Origin of the sequence: Streptomyces sp. R33, assembly GCF_041200175.1 — a bacterium.
Taxonomy (GTDB): Bacteria; Actinomycetota; Actinomycetes; order Streptomycetales; family Streptomycetaceae; genus Streptomyces; species Streptomyces katrae_B.
This window is the reverse complement of the sequence record NZ_CP165727.1, coordinates 2524213-2550671: the sequence shown is the minus strand read 5'-3', so window position 1 is coordinate 2550671 and position 26459 is coordinate 2524213. Positions and strand designations below refer to the sequence as shown.

General features: G+C 73.2%; 22 protein-coding genes. 17 read left to right on the top strand and 5 right to left on the bottom strand.

The window, feature by feature from the left end; all coding sequences use genetic code 11:
- Positions 1-9: 9 nt before the first annotated feature.
- The 4 genes from AB5J51_RS11740 to AB5J51_RS11725 all read left to right on the top strand — a co-directional run bounded on the left by AB5J51_RS11740 (position 10) and on the right by AB5J51_RS11725 (position 5754).
- Positions 10-1236, top strand: a complete 1227-nt coding sequence (locus tag AB5J51_RS11740; protein WP_053788441.1) for an arginine deiminase — start codon at positions 10-12, stop codon at positions 1234-1236.
- Between the two features lie 184 nt (positions 1237-1420).
- On the top strand, positions 1421-2446 hold the full coding sequence (gene argF / locus AB5J51_RS11735; RefSeq protein ID WP_136222993.1) for an ornithine carbamoyltransferase: 1026 nt from the start codon (positions 1421-1423) through the stop codon (positions 2444-2446).
- Between the two features lie 184 nt (positions 2447-2630).
- Positions 2631-3458, top strand: coding sequence for an enoyl-CoA hydratase family protein (locus AB5J51_RS11730; RefSeq protein ID WP_030293961.1), 828 nt, complete (start codon positions 2631-2633; stop codon positions 3456-3458).
- Between the two features lie 4 nt (positions 3459-3462).
- Complete coding sequence (locus AB5J51_RS11725) at positions 3463-5754, top strand: bifunctional salicylyl-CoA 5-hydroxylase/oxidoreductase (protein WP_369777652.1); 2292 nt, start codon at positions 3463-3465, stop codon at positions 5752-5754.
- 21 nt (positions 5755-5775) lie between these two features.
- On the opposite strand, the gene AB5J51_RS11720 is transcribed toward AB5J51_RS11725, so the two are convergent.
- From AB5J51_RS11720 to AB5J51_RS11710, 3 genes are all read right to left on the bottom strand, one after another.
- On the bottom strand, positions 5776-6615 hold the full coding sequence (locus AB5J51_RS11720) for a GNAT family N-acetyltransferase (RefSeq protein WP_369777651.1): 840 nt from the start codon (positions 6613-6615) through the stop codon (positions 5776-5778).
- A 71-nt stretch (positions 6616-6686) separates the two neighbouring features.
- Positions 6687-7493: a PaaX family transcriptional regulator C-terminal domain-containing protein gene (locus AB5J51_RS11715; RefSeq protein WP_053788438.1), complete on the bottom strand. Its 807-nt coding sequence runs from the start codon at positions 7491-7493 to the stop codon at positions 6687-6689.
- Positions 7494-7520: 27 nt separating this feature from the next.
- Positions 7521-9149, bottom strand: coding sequence for an AMP-binding protein (locus AB5J51_RS11710; RefSeq protein ID WP_133896620.1), 1629 nt, complete (start codon positions 9147-9149; stop codon positions 7521-7523).
- 138 nt (positions 9150-9287) lie between these two features.
- Here AB5J51_RS11710 and AB5J51_RS11705 point away from each other — a divergent pair, with 138 nt between their 5' ends.
- The 3 genes from AB5J51_RS11705 to AB5J51_RS11695 all read left to right on the top strand — a co-directional run bounded on the left by AB5J51_RS11705 (position 9288) and on the right by AB5J51_RS11695 (position 11502).
- Positions 9288-10430, top strand: a complete 1143-nt coding sequence (locus AB5J51_RS11705) for an acyl-CoA dehydrogenase family protein (protein ID WP_369777650.1) — start codon at positions 9288-9290, stop codon at positions 10428-10430.
- Positions 10427-10852: a RidA family protein gene (locus AB5J51_RS11700; protein WP_053788435.1), complete on the top strand. Its 426-nt coding sequence runs from the start codon at positions 10427-10429 to the stop codon at positions 10850-10852. The genes AB5J51_RS11705 and AB5J51_RS11700 overlap by 4 nt, the downstream gene beginning before the upstream one ends.
- Positions 10853-10941: 89 nt before the next feature.
- Entirely contained in the window at positions 10942-11502 is a 561-nt protein-coding gene (locus AB5J51_RS11695) for a hypothetical protein (RefSeq protein ID WP_369777649.1), read from the top strand.
- 34 nt (positions 11503-11536) lie between these two features.
- Here the strand turns inward: AB5J51_RS11695 and AB5J51_RS11690 are convergent, their stop codons facing one another.
- Positions 11537-12910, bottom strand: a complete 1374-nt coding sequence (locus tag AB5J51_RS11690; protein WP_369777648.1) for an aminopeptidase P family protein — start codon at positions 12908-12910, stop codon at positions 11537-11539.
- Positions 12911-13120: 210 nt separating this feature from the next.
- Here AB5J51_RS11690 and AB5J51_RS11685 point away from each other — a divergent pair, with 210 nt between their 5' ends.
- The 9 genes from AB5J51_RS11685 (at position 13121) to AB5J51_RS11645 (ending at position 23407) form a co-directional block, all read left to right on the top strand.
- On the top strand, positions 13121-15514 hold the full coding sequence (locus AB5J51_RS11685) for a collagenase (protein WP_136223003.1): 2394 nt from the start codon (positions 13121-13123) through the stop codon (positions 15512-15514).
- A 102-nt stretch (positions 15515-15616) separates the two neighbouring features.
- On the top strand, positions 15617-16768 hold the full coding sequence (locus tag AB5J51_RS11680) for an FAD-binding oxidoreductase (protein ID WP_136223005.1): 1152 nt from the start codon (positions 15617-15619) through the stop codon (positions 16766-16768).
- A gap of 148 nt (positions 16769-16916) precedes the next feature.
- Positions 16917-17231 (top strand): (2Fe-2S)-binding protein, encoded by a 315-nt coding sequence (locus AB5J51_RS11675; RefSeq protein WP_053788431.1) that lies wholly within the window; start codon positions 16917-16919, stop codon positions 17229-17231.
- Entirely contained in the window at positions 17212-18624 is a 1413-nt protein-coding gene (locus tag AB5J51_RS11670) for an NAD(P)/FAD-dependent oxidoreductase (RefSeq protein ID WP_369777647.1), read from the top strand. The genes AB5J51_RS11675 and AB5J51_RS11670 overlap by 20 nt, the downstream gene beginning before the upstream one ends.
- 75 nt (positions 18625-18699) lie before the next feature.
- Positions 18700-19632: a dihydrodipicolinate synthase family protein gene (locus AB5J51_RS11665; RefSeq protein WP_369777645.1), complete on the top strand. Its 933-nt coding sequence runs from the start codon at positions 18700-18702 to the stop codon at positions 19630-19632.
- A gap of 16 nt (positions 19633-19648) precedes the next feature.
- Positions 19649-20653 (top strand): proline racemase family protein, encoded by a 1005-nt coding sequence (locus AB5J51_RS11660; RefSeq protein ID WP_369777644.1) that lies wholly within the window; start codon positions 19649-19651, stop codon positions 20651-20653.
- On the top strand, positions 20650-21696 hold the full coding sequence (locus AB5J51_RS11655; RefSeq protein WP_240805169.1) for a proline racemase family protein: 1047 nt from the start codon (positions 20650-20652) through the stop codon (positions 21694-21696). The genes AB5J51_RS11660 and AB5J51_RS11655 overlap by 4 nt, the downstream gene beginning before the upstream one ends.
- A complete protein-coding gene (locus tag AB5J51_RS11650; RefSeq protein ID WP_166663104.1) occupies positions 21693-22640 on the top strand; it encodes an ornithine cyclodeaminase family protein in 948 nt (315 codons plus the stop codon). The genes AB5J51_RS11655 and AB5J51_RS11650 overlap by 4 nt, the downstream gene beginning before the upstream one ends.
- Positions 22641-22696: 56 nt before the next feature.
- Positions 22697-23407 (top strand): GntR family transcriptional regulator, encoded by a 711-nt coding sequence (locus AB5J51_RS11645; RefSeq protein ID WP_053788425.1) that lies wholly within the window; start codon positions 22697-22699, stop codon positions 23405-23407.
- A 66-nt stretch (positions 23408-23473) separates the two neighbouring features.
- Here AB5J51_RS11645 and AB5J51_RS11640 read toward each other — a convergent pair whose 3' ends face one another.
- Positions 23474-24421: an SMP-30/gluconolactonase/LRE family protein gene (locus AB5J51_RS11640; RefSeq protein ID WP_133896611.1), complete on the bottom strand. Its 948-nt coding sequence runs from the start codon at positions 24419-24421 to the stop codon at positions 23474-23476.
- Between the two features lie 274 nt (positions 24422-24695).
- On the opposite strand from AB5J51_RS11640, the gene AB5J51_RS11635 reads away from it, so the two are divergent.
- A complete protein-coding gene (locus tag AB5J51_RS11635; protein ID WP_136223014.1) occupies positions 24696-26438 on the top strand; it encodes an ABC transporter substrate-binding protein in 1743 nt (580 codons plus the stop codon).
- The last annotated feature ends 21 nt before the right edge of the window (positions 26439-26459 follow it).

Genomic DNA, 26459 nt, shown 5'->3' with positions numbered 1-26459 from the left:
GTGTACGCCATGGGATTCCATGTCGACTCCGAGACCGGGCGGCTTCGCCGCGTCATCCTCCACCGGCCCGACCTGGAGCTGAAGCGGCTCACACCGACCAACAAGGACGCGCTGCTCTTCGACGACGTGCTGTGGGTGCGCCGGGCCCGCCAGGAGCACGACGGCTTCGCGGACGTACTGCGCGACCGCGGCGTGGAGGTGCACCTCTTCGGCGACCTGCTGTGCGAGGCCCTGGAGATCCCGGAGGCCAGACACCTCGTACTGGACCGGGTGTTCGACGAGAAGGAGTACGGGCCGCTCGCCACCGACCACCTGCGCGCGGTCTTCGACGGGCTGCCGGCGGCCGGGCTGGCCGAGGCGCTGGTCGGCGGGATGACCAAGCGGGAGTACCTGGAGCGGCACGCCGAGCCGGTGTCGGTGCGCTTCCACGCCATGGAACTGGACGACTTCCTGCTGGGGCCGCTGCCCAACCACCTGTTCACCCGGGACACCTCCGCCTGGATCTACGACGGGGTGTCCATCAACGCCATGCGCTGGCCCGCCCGGCAGCGCGAGACGGTGCACTTCGAGGCGATCTACAAGCACCACCCGCTCTTCACCGCCTCGGGGGCCTTCCACTACTGGTCGCAGGGCCAGGCGGACTACCCGTCGACCATCGAGGGCGGGGACGTGCTCGTCATCGGCAACGGCGCGGTCCTGATCGGGATGAGCGAGCGGACGACGCCGCAGGCGGTGGAGATGCTCGCGCGCGGGCTCTTCGCGGCCGGGTCCGCGACCACCATCGTGGCGCTGGACATGCCGAAGCGGCGGGCCTTCATGCACCTGGACACCGTCATGACGATGGTGGACGGAGATACGTTCACCCAGTACGCGGGCCTCGGCATGCTGCGCTCGTACACGATCGAGCCGGGCGCCGGCCTGCAGGAGCTGAAGGTGACCGACCATCCGCCGGAGCACATGCACCGGGCGATCGCGGCTGCGCTCGGGCTGGACTCGATCCGGGTGCTGACCGCGACGCAGGACGTGCACGCGGCGGAGCGCGAGCAGTGGGACGACGGCTGCAACGTGCTGGCCGTCGAGCCGGGGGTGGTGGTGGCGTACGAGCGGAACGTGACGACCAACACGCACCTGCGCAAGGAGGGCATCGAGGTCATCGAGATCCCGGGCAGCGAGCTGGGCCGGGGCCGGGGCGGACCGCGGTGCATGAGCTGCCCGGTGGAGCGGGACCCGGTCTGACCGGGGGAAACGGGAGGGGAACCGGAGGGAGGGGCAACAGGGGAGACGACCCCGGGCGAGCCCGCGGCCTCGCGGACCGGCGCAACCGGAGGCCGGCGGACCGGTGGATGGGGGGCTGTATATCAATGCAGGAGAGCGTATACACTTCCAGCATCCCCTGTCAGCGCGACCCTGGAGTGCCCCGATGGCCACCGACCTCGTCGGCCGCAGTTTCCTCAAGGAGCTCGACTTTTCCGCCGCCGAGTTCCGCGGCCTGATCGAGCTCGCCGCCGACCTCAAGGCGGCCAAGAAGGCCGGGACCGAGCAGCGCCGCCTCCAGGGCAGGAGCATCGCGCTGATCTTCGAGAAGACCTCGACGCGCACCCGCTGCGCGTTCGAGGTCGCCGCCGCCGACCAGGGCGCCCACACCACCTACCTCGACCCCGCCAGCTCCCAGATCGGCCACAAGGAGTCGGTCAAGGACACGGCGCGGGTGCTCGGCCGGATGTTCGACGGCATCGAGTACCGGGGTGACAGCCAGGCGGCCGTCGAGGCGCTCGCCGCGCATTCCGGCGTGCCGGTGTTCAACGGTCTCACCGACGACTGGCACCCCACCCAGATGCTGGCCGACGTGCTCACCATGACCGAGCACTGCGCCAAGCCGCTGGACCGGATCACCTTCGCCTACCTCGGCGACGCCCGCTTCAACATGGGCAACTCGTACCTGGTGACCGGCGCGCTGCTCGGCATGGACGTACGGATCGTCGCGCCGAAGGCCTACTGGCCGGCCGAGTCCGTGGTGTCGGAGGCGCGCCGGCTCGCGGCCGCCAGCGGGGCCCGGATCACCCTGACGGAGAACGTCGCCGAGGGTGTGGCCCAGGCGGACTTCGTCGCCACCGACGTGTGGGTCTCCATGGGCGAGCCCAAGGAGGTCTGGGACGAGCGGATCGGAGCCCTGGCCCCGTACGCCGTCACGATGGACGTGCTGCGCGCGACCGGGAACCCGGACGTGAAGTTCCTGCACTGCCTGCCCGCCTTCCACGACCTGGGCACCAAGGTCGGCCGGGAGATCCACGAGCGGCACGGGCTGGAGTCGCTGGAGGTGACGGACGAGGTGTTCGAATCCGCGCACTCGCTCGTCTTCGACGAGGCCGAGAACCGGCTGCACACCATCAAAGCCGTGCTCGTCGCCACCCTCGCCCGGCCGGTCGGGACGTCGACGACACCCTAGGGGGCTCTTGTCCGCGTGGCACCGCATAGTCATGCGGGCCGGGCCGGCAGGGTGAACCAGACGGCCTTCCGCTCCGCGGCCGGCCGGGACCTTCGGCACGTGTGGGGCGTGCGGGGCGCGGCGCCTTCACTCATGTGTCGCGTTTCTGTGACGGCAGTCACGATGCAGTGATACCGTCGATCGTGTGAGCCCCTTCATCGGTTCCACAGCAGCGACCGAACGGTGGCGCCACCTGCGGGTGACCCGGCAGGACGGCGTGGCCACCGTCACCCTCGACCGCCCCGAGAAGCTCAACGCCCTCACCTTCGGCGCCTACGCCGACCTGCGCGATCTGCTCGCCGAACTCTCCCGCGAGCGGTCCGTGCGCGCCCTCGTGCTCGGCGGCGAGGGCCGCGGGTTCTGCTCCGGCGGGGACGTCGACGAGATCATCGGCGCCACCCTCGCCATGGACACCGCCCAGCTCCTCGACTTCAACCGGATGACCGGCCAGGTGGTGCGGGCCGTCCGCGAATGCCCCTTCCCGGTGATCGCCGCCGTGCACGGGGTCGCCGCCGGCGCCGGAGCCGTCCTCGCCCTGGCCGCCGACTTCCGGATCGCCGACCCGACCGCCCGCTTCGCGTTCCTCTTCACCCGCGTCGGCCTCTCCGGCGGGGACATGGGCGCCGCGTACCTGCTGCCCCGCGTCGTCGGCCTCGGCCACGCCACCCGGCTGCTGATGCTCGGAGAGCCGGTACGCGCGCCGGAGGCCGAGCGCATCGGCCTGCTCAGCGAGGTCACCGAGGAGGGCAAGGCCGGCGTACGGGCCGCCGAACTCGCCGCGCACCTCGCGGCGGGCCCGGCCCTCGCGTACGCACAGACCAAGGCGCTGCTGACCGCCGAGCTCGACATGCCGCTCGCCGCGTCGGTCGAGCTCGACGCCAACACCCAGGCCCTCCTGATGAACGGCCGGGACTACGCCGAGTTCCACGCCGCCTTCACCACGAAGCGGCCCCCGGAGTGGAAGGGCAGGTAGCGCCATGGCTGCGGGCACCATGCGGGTCGGCAGCACCATGCGGGCCGGCGGCCCGCTGCGGGTCGCCGTCGTCGGCGGCGGGCCCGGGGGCCTGTACGCCGCCGCACTGCTGGCCCGCCAGGGCCACACCGTCGAGCTCTGGGAACGCAGTGCCCCCGAGGACACCTTCGGCTTCGGCGTGGTGCTCTCCGACGAGACCCTCGGAGGCATCGAAGCGGCCGACACCGTGGTCTACGCCGCCCTCGGCGCGGAGTTCGTGCGCTGGGACGACATCGACATCGTCCACCGCGGGCGGCTGCTCACCTCCGGCGGCCACGGCTTCGCCGCCATCGGGCGGCGCAGGCTGCTCGAGATCCTGCACGAGCGCTGCGCCGGGCTCGGGGTGAAGCTCCGCTTCCGCACCGGGGCGCCGGCCGCCGCACTGCTGGCGGCCTCGTACGACCTGGTGGTCGCGGCCGACGGGGTGCACAGTGCGACCCGGCAGAGCGGCGCCGCCCACTTCCGGCCGACGCTGACGAGCGGGAGGTGCCGCTACATCTGGCTCGCCGCCGACTTCGCCTTCGACGCGTTCCGCTTCGAGATCGCCGAGACCGAGCACGGCGTCATGCAGCTGCACGCCTACCCGTACTCGGCGGACGCCTCCACCGTGATCGTGGAGATGCACGAGAAGGTGTGGCGGGCCGCCGGCCTCGACCTGTGCGACGAGGACGAATCGGCCGCCCGCTGCGCCAAGATCTTCGGCGAGGCCCTGCGCGGCCGGCCGCTGCACGGAAACCGCTCGGCGTGGACGGAGTTCCGTACGGTCGTCAACGAGCGGTGGTCCCACGGCAACGTGGTCCTGCTCGGCGACGCGGCGCACACCGCGCACTTCTCCATCGGCTCCGGCACCAAGCTGGCGGTGGAGGACGCGCTCGCGCTCGCCGAAGCCGTGGCCGCACAACCGGACGTGCCCGCCGCCCTGGCCGCGTACGAGGCCGCACGGCGCCCCGCGGTGGCCTCGACCCAGCGGGCCGCCGCCGCCAGCATGCGGTGGTTCGAGGAACTCGCCGGGTACGTGGACCAGCCCGCCCGGCAGTTCGCCTTCAACCTGCTCACCCGCAGCCGCCGGGTGACGCACGACAACCTGCGGCTGCGCGACGAGCGGTTCACCCGGGCCGTGGAACGGGACTTCGGCTGCCCGGACGAGGACACCCCTCCGATGTTCACGCCGCTGAAGCTGCGCGGGCTGACCCTGCGCAACCGGGTCGTGGTCTCCCCGATGGACATGTACTCCGCACGGCACGGCGACGGGATCCCCGGGGACTTCCACCTGGTGCACCTGGGCGCGCGGGCCCTCGGCGGAGCCGCGCTGGTGATGACCGAGATGGTCTGCGTGTCCGCCGAGGGCCGGATCACCCCCGGCTGCACCGGCCTGTACACGGCGGAGCAGGCGGCGGCCTGGACCCGGATCGCCGACTTCGTGCACACCTCGGCGCCCGGCACCGCGCTCGGCGTCCAGCTCGGCCATTCGGGCCGCAAGGGCTCGACACGGCTGATGTGGGAGGGCATGGACGACCCCCTCCCGGAGGGCAACTGGCCCGTGGTGGCGGCTTCGGCCCTGCCGTACCGGCCGGGCGTCTCGGCCGTCCCGCGCGAGCTGACGGCGGCGGACCTCGCCTCGATCCGCTCCGATTTCGCGGCCGCCGCGGTACGGGCCGCCGACTGCGGCTTCGACCTGCTGGAACTGCACTGCGCCCACGGCTATCTGCTGTCCGGCTTCCTGTCCCCGCTCACCAACCACCGTACGGACGCCTACGGAGGCCCGCTGGAGAACCGGCTCCGGTTCCCGCTGGAGGTCTTCGACGCGGTCCGCGCGGTGTGGCCCGACGACCGCCCGATGACCGTCCGCATCTCCGCCACCGACTGGGCCCCGGGCGGCACCTCCGCCCAGGACGCGGTGGACATCGCGGCCGCCTTCGCCGCCCACGGCGCCGACGCCATCGACGTGTCGACCGGCCAGGTGGTGGCGGACGAGGCCCCCGAGTTCGGGCGCTCGTACCAGACCCCGTACGCGGACCGGATCCGGGGCGCGGTGGGCGTCCCGGTCATCGCCGTCGGCGCCATCTCCTCCTGGGACGACGTGAACTCCCTGCTGCTGGCGGGCCGCGCCGACCTCTGCGCCGTCGGCCGCCCCCACCTCTACGACCCGCACTGGACCCTGCACGCGGCCGCCGACCAGTCCTACGCCGGCCCGGCGGCCCCCTGGCCCGCCCCCTACCGGGCCGGCAGCCGCAAACCGCCGTCCGGCCGCGGTTGAGGGCGGCTCACGCAGCCGCCCTCAGAGGGCGGCCACCTCGATGCGGTCCTCGACCGGGGTGTACCCCAGGCGCTGGTACACGCCGTTGCTGGTCGGGTTGGCGAGGTCCGTGAAGAGAAGCACCTCCGAGGCGCCGGCCGCGTACGCCGCTTCGCTCACCGCGTACGTGACCCCGGCGGCGTAGCCGCGGCCGCGGAGCTCCGGCGGGGTGTACACGGGGCCGACGCGGGCGGCCCGGCCGATCGGTCGGAAGAACCCGGCCATCGACACCGGCCTCCCGGCGTCCTCCCAGAGCAGCACGCCCCCGTACGAGAGCCGGTCGCGCAGGGAGGCCTCGGAGGGGCCGCCCGGCTCCCCGGTCTCCCGCTTGAAGGCGCCGGCCCAGTCCATCAGCAGCGGCAGATCGGCCTCGGTGGCGGCCCGGGCCCGCCCGGCCGGGGCGGGATCCGGGGCGACGAGTCCGGCGAGCCGGTACAGACGGTGCTCCTCGGTGACCTCGCTCGGCCTCCCCCAGGCCGCGGCCAGCGCCTCCGCGTCGCGGCGGCGGGCGTTCAGCGCCTCGACCCCGGCGAGGAGCGGCTCGGCGGCGAGCGCGGCCCCCAGGCCGCGGACGGCCTCGTCCGGCAGCGCCCCGATCAGCAGCGGGAACGGCGGGGTGCACAGCAGGGCGCCGTCGACGCCCCCGTCGGCGCCGGTCCACCAGCCGAAGAAGGGCTTCGCGGACCCGTAGGCGTCCGGGCCGCGCCGCTCCAGCGCGTCGGTCACGGTCAGCAGCTTGGTGTTGGCGACGGGCTCGCCGGCCACCGCCGGGCCCGCCGCGGCCAGATAGGCCGCCAGGTCATGGGTGAAGGTCCACGTCATGGCCCATGATGGCGCCGGACCGTTTCCCCGCGCACATCAGTTTCTCCCCGGCCTGATCGGCGACGCGCCGCCTAGGGCTCCAGGAACCCCGCCCCGATGTCCCGCAGCCGCGCGTGCAGTTCGGCGAAGACCGCCGCCGCCCGGTCGCCCGGCCAGTCCGCCGGCAGCAGCTCGCGCGGCAGGCCCGGATCTGCGTACGGGAGGCGGCGCCAGGTGTCCAGGGCCAGGAGGTAGCCGCGGTAGGCCTCCTCCGGGGTGGGCGCCGGGCCCGACTGGAGGGCGCGCAGCACCGGCTCGTGCAGGTCGAGGAACTCCTCGTGCTGCTTGGCCAGCGAGGTCAGGTCCCACCACCGGGCCACCGCCTCGGCGGTCGGGGCGAAGCCGAGGTGACCGCCGCGGAACAGCTCCACGTACGCCGTCAGGTGCAGCCGGTCCAGGGTGTGCCCGGTCTCCTCGTACAGGTGGGCCGGCGCGATCCACACCCCCGGCGCCACCGCGCCGAAGCCGAGCCGGGCCAGCCGCGAGCGCAGCAGGTGCCGCTTGTGCCGCTCCTGCTCCGGTACGGAGAACACCGCCAGCAGCCATTCCCCCGGCGGGTGGGCGTCGCGGTCGCCGTAGATCCGCCGGTCGCCGTCGTCCAGCAGCTGCCGCGCCTCCGCGGAGAGCCCGTACCCCGCCGAGCCGTCCGCGGCGCGCGCGGGCAGCAGGAAGCCGCGCCGCTTCAGCCGGGACACCGACGAGCGGACCGACGGGGCGTCCACGCCGGCCGCGCCCAGCAGGCGGACCAGCGCGGACACCGGGACCGGGCCCTCGAAGGCCCGCCCGTAGGCTCCGTAGAACGTGACGATCAGGGATCGCGGGGTGTGCTGCTCGACCACGGGTTCACTCTAGGGGTGTCTTGTGGATCAGGCCGGGTCAGCTCCGTCGCGCAGCAGGAACCGCTGCAGTTTCCCGGTCGCCGTCCGGGGGAGGGCGGGGAGGAAGACGAAGGAGCGGGGACACTTGTGCGGGGCCAGTTCCGCCCGCATGAACGTGCGCAGGGCCTCCTCCGTCACTGCCGCGCCCGACCGCAGGACGGTGTACGCCACCACGATCTGCCCGCGTCGCTCGTCCGGGCGTCCCACCACCGCGGCCTCCACCACGTCCGGGTGGCGCATCAGGGCTTCCTCCACCTCCGGGCCGGCGATGTTGTAGCCCGCCGAGACGATCATGTCGTCGGCGCGGGCGACGTACCGGAAATAACCTTCCGGATCGCGGACGTAGGTGTCCCCGGTCAGGTTCCAGCCGTCCCGGACGTACTCCTCCTGCCGCGGATCCGCCAGGTAGCGGCAGCCCACCGGGCCGCGGACGGCCAGCAGCCCCGGCTCGTTGTCCGCGACCGGGCGGCCGGCGGAGTCCACCACCCGCGCCTGCCAGCCCGGCACCACGCGGCCGGTCGTGCCCGGGCGGATGTCCTCGTCGGCCGCGGAGATGAAGATGTGCAGCAGCTCGGTGGCTCCGATGCCGTTGATGATCCGCAGTCCGGTGCGTTCGTACCAGGCCTGCCAGGTGGCCGCCGGGAGGTTCTCGCCCGCCGAGACGCAGCGGCGCAGCGCGGACAGGTCGTACGCGCCCACGTCGTAGGGGCCCAGGGCGTCCAGCATCGCCCGGTACGCGGTGGGTGCGGTGAACAGCACCGTGACCCGGTGTGCGGCGAGGGCGGGCAGCAGCCGGCGCGGGACGGCCTGGTCGAGCAGCAGCGCGGAGGCGCCGGCGCGCAGCGGGAAGACGACCAGACCGCCGAGGCCGAAGGTGAAGCCGAGCGGCGGGCTCCCCGCGAAGACGTCGTCGGGGCGGGGGCGCAGGACGCCCCGGGAGAAGGTGTCGGCGACGGAGAGCAGATCGCGGTGGAAGTGCATGCAGCCCTTGGGGCGGCCGGTGGTCCCCGAGGTGAAAGCGATCAGGGCCACGTCGTCGGCCGAGGTCTCGACGGCGTGGAACGGCCCCTCGTGGCGGTCGGCCAGGTGCAGCAGGTCGTCCGGGGCCTCGCCGCCGTACGGGGTGATCCGCAGGCCGGGCACCTCCGCCTTGGCCAGGTCGTCCAGGACGCCCACGTGGCACAGCGCGTGCTGCACCCGGGCCATCGCGCAGACCGTGGCAAGCTCCTGCGCCCGCTGCTGGGCCAGGACCGTCACCGCCACCGCGCCCGCCTTCATCACCGCCAGCCAGCAGGCGGCGAGCCACGGACCGGTGGGGCCGCGCAGCAGCACCCGGTTGCCGGGGACCACGCCGAGGTCCGCCGTGAGCACGTGCGCGAGGCGGTCCACGCGCTCGCGCAGTTCCCCGTACGACCACACCTCGCCCGTGCCGCTGCGGAAGGCCGGGCGGTCGGGTCCGAACCGGGCGACGGTGACGTCGAGGAGTTCGGCGCCGCAGTTGAGCCGGTCCGGGTAGGCCAGTTCGGGGAGCTCGAACAGCAGCCGCGGCCAGGCGTGCGGCGGCGGAAGGTGGTCGCGCGCGAAGGTGTCGGCGTGGGCGGAAGGCTTGAGCTCCAAGGCGGGTTCGCCCCCTTGCAACGGCAGCGGGCCCCGGGTGGGGGACCGAAGTGGCGGAGCAGGCCGTGCACGTGCGCTACGAGCGTATCGTGATGGTGACGGCAGTCAACAGGACGCGATAGAAGCGGGGATATTCGGATGACCGGATTCGCGCTCGGGGCGGAACAAGAGGAGTGGTGCGGGCACTTGCGCGCGCTCGCGGCGGACCGGCTGCGGCCGCTCGCCGACAAGGGGGAGCCGGGACGGGTCAACCGCCCGCTGCTCGCGACACTCGGTGAGCTGGGCCTGCTGGAGCGGGTCTTCACCTCGGGGGCGCTGGAGCTGTGCCTGCTCCGCGAATCCCTCGCGTACGGGTGCACGGAGGCGGAGACGGCCCTTGCCCTCCAGGGCCTGGGGGCGCATCCGGTGCTCAGCTCGGGGACACCGGAGCAGCGGGCGCGCTGGCTGCCGCAGGTGCGGGCCGGGCGCGCGGTGGCGGCCTTCGCGCTGAGCGAGCCGGGGGCCGGCTCGGACGCGGCGGCGCTGGCGTTGCAGGCCGTACGGGACGGGGGCGCCGGGAGCGGGCACGGCGGCGACGGCGCGGGCGGCTGGCGGCTCAGCGGCGAGAAGTGCTGGATCTCCAACGCCCCCGAGGCGGACTTCTACACGGTGTTCGCCCGGACCGGCGAGGGACCGGCCGCCAAGGGAGTGACCGCCTTCCTGGTTCCGGCCGACCGCCCCGGCCTGTCGGGAGAGCCCCTGGACATGCTGTCGCCGCATCCGATCGGACGGCTGTCGTTCGACGGCGTCCCGGTCGGCCCGCAGGACCTGCTGGGCGAGCCCGGCCGGGGATTCCGGGTGGCGATGGACACGCTGAACCTGTTCCGGCCGAGCGTGGGCGCCTTCGCCGTCGGCATGGCCCGGGCCGCGCTGGACGCGACCCTGGCCCACACGGCGGTGCGGCCCGCGTTCGGCGGGGTGCTGGGCGACCTCCAGGCGGTGGGCCACCGGGTGGCCGAGATGGCCACCCGCACCGAGGCCGCCCGGCTGCTGGTCTACGCGGCGGCGGGCGCGTACGACGCCGGCTCGCCGGACGTCCCGCGCCGGTCGGCGATGGCGAAACTGCTGGCGACGGAGACGGCCCAGTACGTGGTGGACCACGCGGTCCAGCTGCACGGGGCCGTCGCCCTCCAGCGCGGCCACCTGCTGGAGCACCTGTACCGGGAGGTCCGGGCCCCGCGCATCTACGAGGGCGCGAGCGAGGTCCAGCGCACGATCATCGCGAAGGAGCTCTACCGGTGAGTCTCGAGCGGATCAACCCGGCGGAGCTCTCCCCGCCGACGGGCTTCTCCCACGCCGTGGCGGCGACCGGCTCCCGGCTCGTCTTCCTGGCGGGCCAGACCGCGCTCGACGCCTCGGGCAAGGTGGTCGGGGACACCCTGCCCGAGCAGTTCGAACGCGCTCTGGCCAACCTCCTGGCGGCCCTGGCCGCATCCGGCGGCACTCCGGCCGACCTGGCCCGGGTGACCGTGTACACGGTCGACGTGGACGCGTACCGCACCCATGCGCCCGAACTCGGCGGTGTCTGGCGCCGGCTGGCCGGCCGCGACTACCCGGCCATGGCGGTCATCGGCGTCGTCCGCCTCTGGGACGAGCCCGCCCTGGTCGAACTGGACGGTATTGCCGTACTCGGTACCGCCCCCATCGGGTCGCCGGATCGCTGACCAGGTGCTTTTGACAGCGAGCCAGGGAGGGGTGAGGGTGGAAATGACCTTTTTGTAAGGAAAGTCTCAATCCTCGGAGGTGCATGGTCATGCGCCGTGTCATCACCGCGACGGTCGTGGCAGGGGCCGCGGGCGTCGCGCTCGGCCTGATGCCTGTCGGCGGGGCGTTCGCCGCAGGTCTCCCTCAGACCCAGCAGAACAACACGGGATGGTGCTCCGACGACTGGCGCGGGGACAACTGGCGTGACTGCTGCGACTCCTCCCGCTGGCACCACTGGAACGAGCGGCCCAGCTGGTGCTGGGACAACGACTCCTGGAACGACGGCCGGCACCACAACGCGAACTGGAACTGGAACGACAACTGGAACAACGACCGCTGGAACGACGGCCGCTCCAACCATGACAACCGCAACGACAACGACTGGCGCGGCGGTCACGACAGCGGCTGGAACGACAACGGCTCCGGCCGTGGCGGCGACGGTGGTGGCGGCTACGGCGGTGGCGGCGGAGGCGACGGCGGCGGTGGCGGCGGCCACGACAGCGGTGGTGGGGGCGGCGGCAACGGCGGCGGAGGCGACGGCGGCGGAGGCGGCGGCCACGGTGGTGGCGGCGGTGGGGGCGGCGGAGGCGGTGGTGGTGGCGGCCACTGACCGGACCGCCTGCCACCCCGGCCACTGACACGGCTCACCGGCTCTCCAGCAGAGCCCCCATCCACTCCTCGATCCCCGCGACCGTGCGGGGCAGGGCGCCTGACATCAGTCGGGCGCCCTTCGCCGTGATGACCAGGTCGTCCTCGATGCGCACCCCGATGCCGCGCAGCTCCGGGGGCAGCGTCTCGTCGTCCGGCTGCAGGTACAGGCCCGGCTCGACCGTCAGGACCTGGCCCTCCTCCAGGACCCCGTCCAGGTAGGTCTCCGCGCGCGCCTTCGCGCAGTCGTGCACGTCCAGCCCCAGCATGTGACCGCTGCTGCACAGCGTGTACCGCCGGTGCAGATCGCCCCGCGCGTCCTTCAGGACGCCCCACTCCGCCAGGCCCTCCGCGATCACCTGCATCCCGGCCCGGTGGAAGTCCCGGAAGCTCGCGCCCGGGCGCAGCGCCGCCATGCCCGCGTCCTGCGCCGCCAGCACCAGTTCGTACACCTGACGCTGCACGGGGGAGAAGCGACCCGACAGCGGGAGGGTGCGCGTGATGTCCGCGGTGTAGAGGCTGTCGGTCTCCACGCCCGCGTCCAGGAGCAGCAGTTCGTCCCGGTCGAGCCGGCCGTCGTTGCGGATCCAGTGCAGGACGCACGCGTGCGCGCCCGACGCCGCGATCGTGTCGTACCCGGTGCCGTTCCCCTCCGCCCGGGCGCGCAGACCGAAGACCCCCTCGATCCACCGCTCGCCGCGCGGGTGCGCCAGGGCGCGCGGTAGCGCCCGTACGACGTCCTCGAACCCGGCCGCCGTGTGGTCGACGGCGAGCTGGAGCTGCCCGATCTCCCAGGCGTCCTTGACCAGGCGCAACTCGGAGAGCGCCGCGGCCAGTTCGGTGTCGGTCGCGGCGTTGCGGCCCGCCGGGGAGCCGAGGTCGTCCAGGTGGGCGCAGCGCAGGCCGGTCAGTCGCTCCGCCTCCGCCAGGTCGGGGCGGCGGCCGACCCAGAACTCCCCGTACCGGCGGTCCCGGTAGAACTCCTCGTTGCCGTCCGCGCGCGGGGAGCGGGGGCGCAGGTACAGCACCGGCTCGTGGCCGTGCGGGCCCGAGGGTTCCAGCACCAGGACGTGGCCCACCTGGTCCTCGCCCGTCAGCCCGGTCAGCCAGGCGTACGCGCTGTGCGGGCGGAAGCGGTGGTCGCAGTCGTTGGAGCGGACCTTGAGCTCGCCGGCCGGGACGATCAGCCGCTCGCCCGGGAAGCGCGCCGAGAGCCGGGCGCGCCGGGCCGGGGTGACCTCGTACGCGGAGACCCGCGCGGCATCGGTGAGGGGGGACGCCGCCCAGTCGGCGGCCATGAAACGGGACAACTCCGGTGACACCGGCAGGTCGTGGCTGCCGATGTTGAGGCGGGAGGGGGTGTCGGTCACGGGGGGCTCCCTCAAGAAGATGCGAACTGGTGGGCGCACAGGTCTTGTCAGTGCAATTTCACATTACTATGTTACAGCTCACACCGCGGCACGTTAATCCCCGTCAAACGCCGCGTGACGCAGGGCAGTTCACGCATCTCACGCACCTCATGCACCTCACGCATGTCACGCACCACTTCCCCCACCTCCCCTTCCCAGCAGGAGTCTTTGGTGTCTCAGCACAGAGCTGTGCGTACGTCTCTCCTCTCCGCCGCCGTCGCGGTGACGCTGCTCGCCTCCGCGGGCCAGGCCGTGTCCCAGACCACCGAGCGTCCCGCGCCCGCCGCCCCCGTCGCCGTGCCCGGCACCTTCACCTCCGGCGCGCCCGCCCCGAACCCGTTCGACGAGGTGGACCACCTCGCCTCGCCCAAGGAAGCCGCGCCCGCGACGGCCCAGGCCCCCGGCGGTCTGGCCGCCAACGGCCGCGTTCCCGGGGCCGCCCCGGCCGCCGCCGCTCCGGCGGAGCGCACCGAGCGCACCGAGAAGAGCCGCAAGCTCGCCGCCGCCCAGGCCGCGCCCATCGCGCGGAGCGTCGCCGCGGGCGTCCCCTGCACCCTCGACGGGATCAAGGGCCTGAGCCCCGAGCAGTTCGCCGACTTCCTGGCCGACCCGGCCGTCACCGCCGACGGCTGTCTGCGCGGGCTGATCTGGACCTGGGACGCCCGCCTGGTGCCGGTCATGTCCGACGCGCACGTCCAGGCCGTCTCCCGCCGGATATCCGGCCTGGCCGCCGCTCACGACGGCCGGGGCTCCTCGCACCTGGAGGAGATGTTCACGTACCTGCACGCGGCCGTGTACCACGACTTCTCGCGCGACGAGATCGACCTCACCGACGCCGCGACCGCTGCCGCCATGAGCCGGGCCGTCACCGACTTCGGCAACGCGGCCCGCACCTTCGACGCCACCGCCTCCAACGCCCGGACCCTGCGCGAGGCCCTCTACGCCACCGGCCCCGGCATGCGCCAGACCCAGCTCGGCCTGATCAAGAAGGTCCTGGCCACCATGGACGCCTCGCACCCGGCGACCAGCGGGGACGCGAACTGGGGCGGCGCGGCCCTCGCGGCCCTCACCGTCAACTACCTCGGCGTGTACCCGGGCAACCAGGACGCCGCCTTCCACGCCGCGGCCAAGGCCGACTCCGCCTACCGGGCCGCCTTCAAGGCCTTCGCCGGGTACACCCACCTCAAGGGCACCGCCAACGAGTGGGTGGCCCGCGACGCGCTCGGCGAGTACGGCCGCTTCGGCCAGATCGAGGGCCTCCAGGACCAGATCTCCGCCGACCTCGGCGCCCTCCTGGAGCCGGTCAAGGCCGGGTGGGGCAACGGCAGCGAGCCCTGGGCCAAGCTCGTCTCCTGGCTGAACACGTACAACGCGTGCAAGCAGTACGGGGTGTGCAAGGAGGACATCGAGAGGATGCTCTTCCCGAACACGTACACCTACGACAACGGCGCCATCAAGGTCCGCACGGCCCTCGACCGGGCCACCGTCGACCAGCTCTACTACGCGAGCAAGCAGGTCAAGACGCAGTTCCACCGGGTCATCGGGACCGACCAGCCGCTGGCCGGCGACCCCAACACCACGCTGAACATCGTGCTGTACGCCTCCCGCGCCGACTACGTGACGTACCAGACGATGCTGAACGGCTACGGCACCAACAACGGCGGCATGTACATCGAGAACGGCGCCACCTTCTACACGTACCAGCGCCGCGTCCCGCAGGACTCCTCCCTCACCCTCGAGGAGCTCTTCCGCCACGAGTACACGCACTACCTCAACGGCCGGTTCGCCGTCCCCGGCTTCTTCGGTGAGGGCCCCTGGTACGAGGGCGACCGCACCACCGCCATGGACGAGGGCACCGCCGAGTTCTTCGACGGCGCCACCCGCGACAACGGCATCGCCGTCCGCAAGTCCCTGGTCAAGGGCATCATCAACGACACCGCCGGCGGCGGCCCGCGGATGTCGGTCGAGCAGCTGCTCAACGCCACGTACGACGGCGACGGCTTCCGCTTCTACAACTACGCGGGCACCTTCTTCGAGTTCCTGTGGACGGAGAAGCCCTCGCTGCTGCGCGAGATGTACACCCACCTGCGGGCCAACGACGTCGCCGGGTACGACGCGTGGCGCCACCGCATGGGAGCGGACTCCTACCTCCAGCGCGACTACGACCGCTTCCTGAACGCGCAGATCGCCAAGGTCGACGAGCTCTACGTGCCGAACACGGTCTACACGCCCAACGACAAGCTGCGGGACTCCGCGCTGGCGAACGTGAAGTCGGCCTTCGCGACCGCCACCTACAACACCCCGGACTGCGTGGAGAACGGGGACCCGGGCAAGCGGCGGTTCACCTGTACCGGCCGGATCTCCGCGAACCTGAAGAACTGGCGCAGCGACGACCAGAACTTCAAGGACATGTCGGAGACGGTGGACTACTTCATCCTCGACCGGGCGGGCGCGGCCTCCAACAACCTGGCCGACATGAACTGCTCCTTCAGCCCCGTGGAGGTCTGGACCGACCACAGGGCGGGGACGTCGAGTTACAGCTGCGAGGGCCCGCTGCGCAGCTGATCGGGTGACGGGCCGGTCCCTTCCGCAACGGGGGGGAGGGACCGGCCCGGGGACCCCCGAGCCGCCCTAGGCACCGACTAAAGAATGTGACATATTACTGCCGTGCCCAAGAGACATCCCCTGGACGTCGTGATCATCGGCGCCGGCGTCGTCGGAGCTGCGATCGCGTACTACGCGGCCCGCTCCGGACTTTCCGTGGCCGTCGTCGACCGCGGCCCCGTCGCCGGCGGCACGACCGGAGCCGGGGAAGGCAACCTGCTCGTCTCCGACAAAGGAGCGGGCCCGGAGCTCGACCTGGCCCTGCTGTCGGCCGGCCTGTGGCGCGAACTCGCCGCGGTCCTCCCGCAGGCGATCGAGTACGAGGCCAAGGGCGGGCTCGTCGTCGCCCCGGACGAGGCTTCGCTCGAGGCGCTGCGAGATTTCGCCGAAGGCCAGCGCGCCGCCGGGGTCGAAGCCGTCGAGGTGGGAGCCCACGACCTCCGCGAGCTGGAGCCCCATCTGGCCCCCGGGCCGGCCGGCGGGTTCCTGTACCCGCAGGACGCCCAGGTCCAGCCGGCCCAGGCGGCGGCCAGACTGCTGGCCGCGTCGGGGGCTTCGGTGCACCTCGGCGAGGAGGTGACCGGGATCCTCACGGGGCCCGGCGGAGTCCGCGGGGTCCGCACGCGCGGCGGTGAACTCCTCGCCCCCGCGGTGGTGAACGCGGCCGGGACCTGGGGCGGCCGCATCGCGGAACTGGCCGGGGCGTCCCTCCCGGTGCTTCCGCGCCGCGGGTTCGTCCTGGTGACGGAGCCGCTGCCGAGGGTGGTCCGGCACAAGGTCTACGCCGCGGACTACATCGCCGATGTGGCGAGCGGCTCGGCGGCCCTCCAGTCCTCGGCGGTGGTGGAGGGCACGCCCTCGGGCCCGGTGCTGATCGGGGCGACCCGGGAGCGGGTGGGCTTCGACCGCTCGCTCTCGGTGGAGGCCCTTCGCCTCCTGGCCGCCCAGGCGGCGGCACTGTTCCCCGTCCTGGCGGACGCCCGGGTGCTCCGCACCTACCACGGCTTCCGCCCGTACCTCCCGGACCACCTCCCGGCGATCGGCCCGGACCCCCGGGTCCCGGGACTGTTGCACGCGTGCGGCCACGAGGGCGCGGGCATCGGCCTCGCCCCGGCGACGGGCGTCCTGATCGCCGCGGCCCTGACGGGGGCCGAGCCCCCGCTGCCCCTGGCGCCGTTCCACCCCGCCCGCTTCGACCGGGACCCGGCCCGATGACCGGCCGATCTAGGCCTCGCCGGCGTTCGAGGCGCGGGGTCCTGGGCGGAGCCCCGGGAACCGGGCAGGGGCGGGGCGGGGAGAACGCCCGCGCAGCGGACACCGGCAGCGCCCCCACCACCTGCACCACGCCCAAGGAGAGCCGCCGATGAGCCAGACCCCGCGCACCCTCGTCGGCGGAGCCCCCTCCGCCACCTACGTCCTGCGCTTCGACGGCCGCGAGCTCACCGCCCAGGCGGGCCAGAGCATCGCCGCCGTGCTGTGGGGCGCCGGGATCCTCGCGTGGCGGACCACCCGCGAACGCGGCGCCCCCCGCGGGGCGTTCTGCGGGATCGGCAGCTGCTACGACTGCCTCGTCACCGTCAACGGCCGCCCGAACCAGCGCGCCTGCCTCGTCCCCGCCCGCCCCGGGGACACCGTCACCACCCAGGAGGGAACCGGCCATGCCGAGCTCGGCGTCTGACCCCGCAACGCCGGGCCCCGCGCCCGACCTCGCCGTCGTCGGCGCCGGCCCCGCCGGGCTCGCCGCCGCCGTCAACGCCGCCGGGCTCGGGCTGCGGGTCGTCCTTCTCGACGCGGGGGAGCGGCCCGGCGGGCAGTACTACCGCCACCCCGCGCCGGGGCTCGGGGCGGACCGTCCCGAAGCCCTGCACCACGGATGGTCCGCCTTCGCCGAGCGCGAAGCCGCCCTCCGGGCCCACCGGGCGGCCGGGCGGATCACGTACCTCCCGGCCCACCACGTCTGGACCGTCGTACCGGACGGCCCCGCCTGGACACTGCACGCCGTCGCCGGTCCCGACGAGGCGGCAGCCACCCTGCACGCCCGGGCCGTACTCCTCGCCACCGGGTCATACGAGCGGCAACTCCCCTTCCCCGGCTGGACCCTGCCCGGAGTGGTCGGGGCCGGCGGGGCGCAGGCCATGCTCAAGAGCGGGCTCGTACTGCCGGGCCGGCGCGTCGTCGTCGCCGGGAGCGGGCCGCTGCTGCTCGCCGTCGCCGGATCGCTCGCCGCCGCCGGGGCCCGGGTGCCGGCCGTCGTCGAAGCCGCCGCGTACGGCGGGTACGCCGGCCACGTCCCCGCCCTGCTGCGCAACCCCGGCAAACTCGCCGAGGCCGCCACGTACGGCAGCGCCCTGCTCCACCGCCACATCCGCCTCCTCACCCGGCACGCCGTGACCGAGGCCCACGGCGCAGACCGCGTCGAGGCCGTCACCGTGGCCCGCCTGGACCGGGACTGGCGGCCCGTGCCCGGCACCGCCCGCCGGATCCCCTGCGACGCCCTCGCCGTCGGCCACGGGCTCGTCCCCCAGCTGGAGCTGGCGACCGGCCTCGGCTGCGCCACCCGCCGCAGCGCCGACGGCACCGCCGCGCTGGCGCTGGACGCCGGGCAGCGGACCTCCGTCCCCGGCATCTGGTCCGCCGGCGAGACCGGCGGCATCGGCGGCGCCCAACTGGCCCTGCTCGAAGGGGAGATCGCCGCCCATGCCATCGCCGGACGGCCCGTCCCCGCCGCCCTGGCCCGCCGCCGGGCCCGCCTGCGCGCCTTCGCCGACGCGATGGGCGCCGCCCACCGCCCGGGCACCGGCTGGACCGAGTGGCTGCGCGACGACACCGACGCGTGCCGCTGCGAGGAGGTCCCGGCCGGCCGGATCCGCGAGGCAGTGGCCGACCTCGGCGCACGGGACGCCCGGACGGTCAAGCTCCTCACCCGGGCCGGAATGGGCTGGTGCCAGGGCCGGATGTGCGGGCCGGCCGTCGCCGCCCTGGCGGGGGAGGACCCCGCCCCCGACCGGCGGCCGCTGTCCTGCCCGGTCCCGCTGCGCCACCTCGCCGAACTGCCTCCGGCGGACGGCTGATCGGGCGGCCCGGGCCCTTGTGGCCGCCTCACACCCACTAGTAAAATGTCACACACCACTCTAGGGAGCTCTCACATGACCGACGCGCACACCACCGCGCCCACCACCGGGACGGACACCCGCACCCGCCCCTGGCACGGCATCATGGTCGCCACCGCGCTGCCCCTGCGCGAGGACCTCACCGTCGACTACGACGCCTACGCCGAGCACGTCGCCTGGCTCATCGCCAACGGCTGCGACGGCGTGGTCCCCAACGGCTCCCTCGGGGAGTACCAGACCCTCACCGACGACGAGCGGGCGCGCGTCGTCCGTACGGCCGTCGAGGCGGCCGGCGACGGCGCCCGCGTCATGCCCGGCGTCGCCGCGTACGGCAGCGCCGAGGCCCGCCGCTGGGCCGACCAGGCCGCCGAGGCCGGGGCGGGCTCCGTACTCCTGCTGCCCCCCAACGCCTTCCGGGCCGACGAGGCGACCGTACGCGCCCACTACGCCGACGTCGCCCGCTCAGGGCTGCCCGTCGTCGCGTACAACAACCCCATCGACACCAAGGTGGACCTGACCCCCGCCCTGCTCGCCCGCCTGCACGGCGACGGCAGCATCGTCGCGGTCAAGGAGTTCAGCGGGGACGTCCGCCGTGCCTACGAGATCGCCGAACTCGCCCCCGGCCTCGACCTGCTCATCGGCGCCGACGACGTCCTCCTCGAACTCGCCCTCGCCGGCGCGGTCGGCTGGATCGCCGGCTACCCCAACGCCCTGCCGCGCTCCTGCGCCGAGCTCTACCGGGCCGCCGTCGCCGGAGACGTCGCCACCGCCCTGCCCCTGTACAAGTCCCTGCACTCCCTGCTGCGCTGGGACTCCAAGACCGAGTTCGTCCAGGCCATCAAGCTCTCCATGGACCTGGCCGGACGCCCCGGCGGCGCCACCCGCCCGCCGCGCTTCCCCCTCACCGGGGAGACCGAGGCCGCCGTCCGCGCCGCCACCGAGAAGGCCCTCGCCGAGGGTCTCAACTAGTCACAAGGGGAGCGGAATGCGTACGCGCCACATCTACCACGCGGTGGACTCGCACACCGAGGGCATGCCGACCCGGGTGATCACCGGCGGTGTCGGGGTGATCCCCGGCGCCACCATGGCCGAGAAGCGGCTCCACTTCATCGAGCACACGGACCACGTCCGGACACTGCTCATGTACGAGCCGCGCGGGCACTCCGCGATGAGCGGCGCCATCCTCCAGCCCCCCACCCGGCCCGACGCCGACTTCGGCGTGCTCTACATCGAGGTGTCGGGCCTGCTCCCCATGTGCGGGCACGGGACCATCGGGGTCGCCACCGTCCTGGTCGAGACGGGCATGGTGGAGGTCGTCGAGCCGGTCACCACCGTCCGGCTCGACACCCCGGCCGGGCTGGTCAGTGTGGACGTCCGCGTCGAGGACGGGGCGGCCACCGCCGTCACCCTCACCAACGTCCCGTCCTTCTGCGTCGGGCTCGACCTGAAGGCCGAGGTCCCCGGCTTCGGCACCGTCACCTACGACCTCGCCTACGGCGGGAACTTCTACGCCTTCGTCGAGCTCGACTCCCTCGGGCTCCCCTTCGACCGGGACCACAAGGACGAGCTGCTCGCCGCCGGCCTCGCGGTCATGGACGCCGTCAACGCCTCCGGCGACCGGCCCGTCCACCCCGAGAACCCCTCCATCACCGGGGTCAAGCACGTCTACCTCACCGCCCCCGGCTCCGACGCCCGCCGCTCCCGGCACGCCATGGCCATCCACCCGGGCTGGTTCGACCGCTCGCCCTGCGGTACGGGGACCAGCGCGCGCATGGCCCAGCTGCACGCCCGAGGCCTCCTCGAGCTCGGCGCGGACTTCGTCAACGAGTCGTTCATCGGGACGGAGTTCACCGGCCGGCTGATCGCGGAGACCACGGTCGGCGGGCTCCCGGCCGTCGTCCCCACCGTCACCGGGCGGGCCTGGATCACCGGCACCGCGCAGTACTTCCTCGACCCGTCCGACCCGTTCCCCGCGGGGTTCCTGCTGTGAGCGCCGGGACCGCCACCGTCCGGACCGTGGACTACCACACGGCCGGGGAGCCCTTCCGGATCGTCGACGTCGCCGCCGCCGGCCTGCCGCCCGTACCCGGCGACACCGTCGCCGAGCGCTGCGCCACCGCCATCGGAGCCGGTGGCTCCGGGACGGCCCCGCGCCGCGGCCCGCTGGACGACGTACGGCGGCTCCTCGTGCAGGAGCCGCGCGGGCACGCCGGGATGTACGGCGGGTTCGTCGTGCCCCCGGACGACGACGGGGCCCACTTCGGCGTGCTGTTCTGGCACAAGGACGGCTACTCCACCGCCTGCGGCCACGGCACGATGGCCCTCGGCGCCTGGGCCGTCGACACCGGCCGGGTCGCCGCCCCGGACGACGGCGACGTACTGGTGCGGATCGACGTGCCCTCGGGCCGGGTCGCCGCGACCGTGCACCGCAGCGGCGGACGCACCACCGGGGTCACCTTCCGCAACGTCCCGGCGCGGGTCAGCGCCCGCAAGGTGCCGGTGGCCACCACCCTCGGCATGGCGGAGGTGGACCTCGCGCACGCCGGCGCCTGCTACGCGTCCGCAGCCGCCCGTGACCTCGGCCTGGAGGTCTCCCGGGCCGCACTGCCCGAACTCGTCCGGGCCGGACAGGAGATCCGGGCCGCGCTGGCCGGCCACCCGGGGAGCTGGCACCCCGGCGGGCCGCTGCTCTCCGGGGTGTACGGGGTGATCCTCCACGAGGAGCTGCCCGACACGCCCTTCGGGCCGCACCAGCGCAATGTCACCGTGTTCGCCGACGGGCAGATCGACCGTTCGCCCTGCGGCTCGGGAACCTCGGCGCGCCTCGCACTGCTCGCCGAGGACGGGCGGCTCGGTGCGGGCGAGGACCTGCTCCACGAGTCGGTGGTGGGCACGGTGTTCACGGGCCGGGTGGTGCCGGTGGGCTCCCGCGACGGCCTGGTCACGGAGGTCACCGGCACGGCGTACCGCACGGGCGAGCACACCTTCGTCCGGGATCCGCAGGACGCCCTCGGCCCCGGATTCCTGCTGTGATCCCGCAGTTCGAAGCCGAGGAGACGGCGGCGCTGCTCACCCCGGCCGCGGCCGCCGATGCGCTGGCCGACGTACTGCGGGCCGGGCTGGACCCGGAGGCCTGCCCGCAGCGCTCGGCCATGCCCGTGCCGGGCGGCGGCGAGCTGCTGCTGATGCCGGCCGCGGCGGGCGCGTACGCCGGGGTGAAGATCGCCGGGGTGGCGCCCGGCAATCCGGCCCGCGGCCTGCCCCGCATCACCGGCTCGTACCTGCTGCTGGACGGGCCGACCCTGCGCCCGCTGGCCCTGTTCGACGGCGCGGCGCTGACCGCCCTGCGCACCCCGGCGGTCTCGGCGCTCGCCCTGCGCCATCTCGCGCCGGCCGGGCGGCCCCTGCGGCTGGTGCTCTTCGGCGCCGGCCCGCAGGCGTACGGGCATCTCGAAGCGGTGCGGGGCGTACGGGAGCTGGCGCAGACCGTGGTCGTCGGCCGCGACCCCGTGGCCGCGCAGAAGCTGGCGGAGCACGCCGGCGCCCTGGGCGTGCCGGCCCGTACGGGCACCCCGCAGGACGTGGCCGACGCGGACCTGGTGCTGTGCTGCACCACGGCCCGCGAACCCCTCTTCGACGGGCGGCTGGTGGCCCCGGGCGCGACGGTCGTGGCCGTCGGCTCGCACGAGCCGGACGCCCGCGAGACCGACACCGCCCTGGTGCGGCGGGCGGCGGTGTACGTGGAATCGCGGGCGGCAGCGCTGCGCGAGGCGGGGGACCTGCTGGTGCCGGAGGCGGAGGGGGCCATCGGACCCGGTCATATCAGCGGCACCCTGGCCGACCTGGTGACGGGCCGGATGCCGGTGGCCGGACCCCCGGGTTGTCCACAGCTCTTCAAGAGCGTGGGCATGGCCTGGGAAGATCTCGCTGTGGCGGTGGCGATGTACCGCGCTGCCGGAGAGAACAGCGAAACGTGACATTGTACGCTGTTCCTCCGCACGTCGGTGGCGTGAAGGGTTTCGGAGGAACAGCAATGGGTGACCTGAAGCAGCACAGTCTCATCAAGGCCCAGGAACGGCTTCGCGACCAGGTCGGCCACGCCCTCCGAGCAGCCCTGATAGCGGGTGAACTGCGCCCCGGCAGCGTCTACTCGGCGCCCGGCCTGGCCGCAGAACTCGGGGTCTCCGCCACGCCCGTCCGCGAGGCGATGCTCGACCTGGCCCGCGAGGGCCTGGTGGAACCCGTCCGCAACAAGGGTTTCCGGATCACCGAGGTCAGCGAGCGCGACCTGGACCAGTACACCGAGCTGCGCACGATGATCGAGGTCCCGACCATCGGCCGGATCACGAAGATCGCCACGGCGGAGCAGCTCGAGGCGCTGCGGCCCATCGCCGAGGAGATCGTCACCAGCGCCCGCGAGCACAACCTCATCGGCTACCTGGAGGCGGACCGCCGCTTCCACCTCTCGCTGCTCGCCCTGGCCGGCAACGACCGCCTGGTGGAGACGGTCGGCGACCTGCGCAAGCGTTCGCGGCTGTACGGGCTGACGGGCCTGGACGAGGCCGGAAAGCTGGTCTCCTCCGCCCAGGAGCACATCGAGCTGCTGGACCTGATGATCAGCGGGGACGCGGAGGCGGCGGAGGCCTGCATGGTCCGCCACCTCGGCCACGTCCGCTCCCTCTGGGCCCAGGGCCGCGACGAGCCGGTCGGCCGTACGCCCGGGGGCCTGGGGTCGGGCGTCTGAGGCCGGCCGGCCGCGGGGCTTGCGCGGGGGCGCGGCTGGGCGGGGGCGCGGGGGCGCGGGGCGCCCTCAGCCGTCGAGCCAGCGCCGGCGCCCCGGGCCGGTCGGGTGCGTGCCGGTGACGCCCATGACCATCGAGTAGAGGCTGGTCTCGGCGGTGACGAAGAGGCGGTTGCGCTTGGCGCCGCCGAAGGCGATGTTGGAGACCGTCTCGGGGACGTTGAGCCGCCCGATCAGGGTGCCGTCGGGGTCGTAGCAGTGCACCCCGTCGTCCATCGCGGCGGCCCAGAGCCGGCCGCCGTCGTCGAAGCGGAGGTTGTCGAAGCGGGCCTTCCCGGGCGCCGCTTCGGCGAAGACCTCGCCCTCGGACAGCGTGCCGTCGTCGCGTACGTCGAAGACCCGGATGAAGCCGGCCCGGGTGTCGGAGACGAACAGCTGCCGCTCGTCGAGGGAGAAGACCAGACCGTTGGGTGCGCCGAAGCCGTCGGCGACCAGCTGCACCGCCCCGGTGGCCGGATCGACGCGGTAGACGTTGTTGGCGCCGATCTCGCTCTGTGCGCGGTGGCCCTCGTAGTCGCTGGTGATGCCGAAGTCCGGGTCGGAGAACCAGACCGAACCGTCGGACTTCACCGCCGCGTCGTTCGGGCTGTTCAGGCGCTTGCCGTTCCAGCGGTCCGCCAACACGGTGATGGTGCCGTCGTGTTCGGTGCGCGTGACGCGGCGGTTGCCCTGCTCGCAGGTGATCAGCCGGCCCTGGCGGTCGAGGGTGTTGCCGTTGGTGTGCCCGGCGGAGCGGCGGAAGATTCCGACGGCGCCCGTCTCCTCGTCCCAGCGCAGCATCCGGTCGTTGGGGATGTCGCTCCAGACCACCTGCCGCCAGGCGGGCAGGTAGATCGGCCCCTCGGCCCAGCGGCAGCCGGTGTGGAGGACCTCCAGTGCGTCATCACCGTTCATGCACCGCCCGGTTCGGAACCGGTCGTCGAGCATCTCGTACAGCCCGGGGCGCTGGCTGGTCATGGGGCCCTTCCCTCCTGGCGGTCGTAGGCCGAATCTCATCTGGCCTATGACCCAGACTGCGAGATGATCTATGGCTCGCGCCAGCGGAATCCGAATGAAGAGGCGTGGATCACATCGATCGCCGCTGACCGCGGACGCTGCCCCCAACACGCCCCCGGGCGGCGGGATTCGGGCAACGGCTGGATAACGGCAGCGCCAACCTCTTGTCAGTGCAATTTCACATTACTATGTTACCGGTCACATCATAGAGCGTGGCCCTTCACTGGAGTGACCCATGACCAAGCGCACCCAACTCGCCCTCGCCACCGCCCTGGTGGCCGCACTCGCACTCGGTGCCTCGGGCTGCTCCGACCCCAAGAAGGGCTCCACCGGCGCCGGCGCGAGCAACCCCGCCGCCGCCAACGACGGCAAGGTCCTCGGCGGCACCCCGGTCAAGGGCGGGACCCTGACCGTCCTGTCCAACCAGGACTTCGCCCACCTCGACCCCGCCCGCAACTGGGTCATGCCGGCCATGGACTTCGGGACCCGGCTCCTCTACCGCACGCTCGTCACCTTCAAGGCCGAGCCCGGCAAGGCCGGCAGCGAGCTCGTCCCCGACCTCGCCACCGACCTCGGTACGCCCTCCAACGGAGGCAAGACCTGGACCTTCACCCTCAAGGAGGGCGTGAAGTACGAGGACGGAACGCCGATCAAGGCTCAGGACGTCAAGTACAACGTCGAGCGCTCCTTCGCCCCCGACCTCACCGGCGGCCCCGACTACGCCGCCCAGTACCTGGCCGGCACGGAGGGCTACAAGGGACCGCTCCAGGGGCAGCACCTCGACTCCGTCAAGACCCCCGACGACCGCACCATCGTCTTCGAACTCAAGCGTCCCGTCGCCGAGTTCTCGGCCACCGCCACCCTCCCCACCTTCGCCCCGGTCCCGCAGTCCCAGGAGAAGGGCACCCAGTACGACGCCCGCCCGTTCTCCTCCGGCCCGTACAAGATCGAGTCGTACGACCGCGACAAGAAGCTCGTCCTCGTCCGCAACGAGCACTGGGACCCGAAGACCGACACGGTCAGAAAGGCCTACCCCGACAAGTTCGTCGTGGTCATGGGCCTCAAGGGCGGCCAGATCGACGACCGCATCATCGCCGGTGAGGGCGCCGACGCCTCCACCGTCCAGTACATGGACATGCGCCCCGAGAGCGCCCCCAAGGTGCTGCCGAAGCAGGACGTCAAGGCGCGTCTGCTCGCCGAGTCCCAGGGCTGCACCGAGATGCTCTCCCTGAACAACTCCCGGGCGCCCTTCAACGATCCCAAGGTCCGCGAGGCCATGCAGTACGCCGTCGACAAGGAGGCGGTGGTCACCGCGGGCGGCGGCCCGGCCCTCAACGAGGTCGCCACCGCCTACCTGCCCCCGGCCCTCTCCGGCGGCAAGCAGGCCGACACCCTCAAGATCGCCCCGGCGGGCGACCCCGCCAAGGCAAAGGAGCTCCTCAAGGCCGCCGGCAAGGAGACCCTGAAGGTCTCCCTCGCCGTCTCCACCGGCGACAAGGGCAAGGCCGAGGCCATCCAGCAGGGCCTGTCCCGCGTCGGCATCGAGGTCGTCATCGACACCATCGACCCCGGCGCGTACTACGACGTCATCGGCGACCTCTCCACCACCCCCGACATGACGCTCTCCGGCTGGTGCCCCGACTACCCCTCCGGCTCCACCTGGATCCCCTTCGTCTTCGACGGACGCACCATCAAGGAGAAGGGCAACCAGGGCAACAACAGCCAGTTCCGCGACGAGGCCACCATCAAGCGGATCGACGAGATCAACGCCATGGCCGACGCCAAGCAGGCCAACCAGGCCTGGATCGACCTCGACGCCGAGATCATGAAGAAGTCCCCGGCCGTCCCGGTCCTGCTCGAGCGCAAGCCGCTGCTCGTCGGCCCCAACGTCGCGGGCGCCTACGGCCACCCCGTGTGGACCGGCACCATCGACTACGGCACGGTCGGCCTCAAGGACCCCGCGAAGAGCCAGGGCTGAGGGATACGGAGCCCCTGACAC

Coding starts and splice junctions, on each gene's coding strand:
- AB5J51_RS11740 (WP_053788441.1), top strand. CDS start 10: ATGGGATTCCATGTCGACTCCGAGACCGGGCGGCTTCGCCGCGTCATC.
- argF (WP_136222993.1), top strand. CDS start 1,421: ATGGCCACCGACCTCGTCGGCCGCAGTTTCCTCAAGGAGCTCGACTTT.
- AB5J51_RS11725 (WP_369777652.1), top strand. CDS start 3,463: ATGGCTGCGGGCACCATGCGGGTCGGCAGCACCATGCGGGCCGGCGGC.
- AB5J51_RS11720 (WP_369777651.1), bottom strand. CDS start 6,615: ATGACGTGGACCTTCACCCATGACCTGGCGGCCTATCTGGCCGCGGCG.
- AB5J51_RS11705 (WP_369777650.1), top strand. CDS start 9,288: ATGACCGGATTCGCGCTCGGGGCGGAACAAGAGGAGTGGTGCGGGCAC.
- AB5J51_RS11695 (WP_369777649.1), top strand. CDS start 10,942: ATGCGCCGTGTCATCACCGCGACGGTCGTGGCAGGGGCCGCGGGCGTC.
- AB5J51_RS11675 (WP_053788431.1), top strand. CDS start 16,917: ATGAGCCAGACCCCGCGCACCCTCGTCGGCGGAGCCCCCTCCGCCACC.
- AB5J51_RS11670 (WP_369777647.1), top strand. CDS start 17,212: ATGCCGAGCTCGGCGTCTGACCCCGCAACGCCGGGCCCCGCGCCCGAC.
- AB5J51_RS11665 (WP_369777645.1), top strand. CDS start 18,700: ATGACCGACGCGCACACCACCGCGCCCACCACCGGGACGGACACCCGC.
- AB5J51_RS11660 (WP_369777644.1), top strand. CDS start 19,649: ATGCGTACGCGCCACATCTACCACGCGGTGGACTCGCACACCGAGGGC.
- AB5J51_RS11645 (WP_053788425.1), top strand. CDS start 22,697: ATGGGTGACCTGAAGCAGCACAGTCTCATCAAGGCCCAGGAACGGCTT.
- AB5J51_RS11640 (WP_133896611.1), bottom strand. CDS start 24,421: ATGACCAGCCAGCGCCCCGGGCTGTACGAGATGCTCGACGACCGGTTC.
- AB5J51_RS11635 (WP_136223014.1), top strand. CDS start 24,696: ATGACCAAGCGCACCCAACTCGCCCTCGCCACCGCCCTGGTGGCCGCA.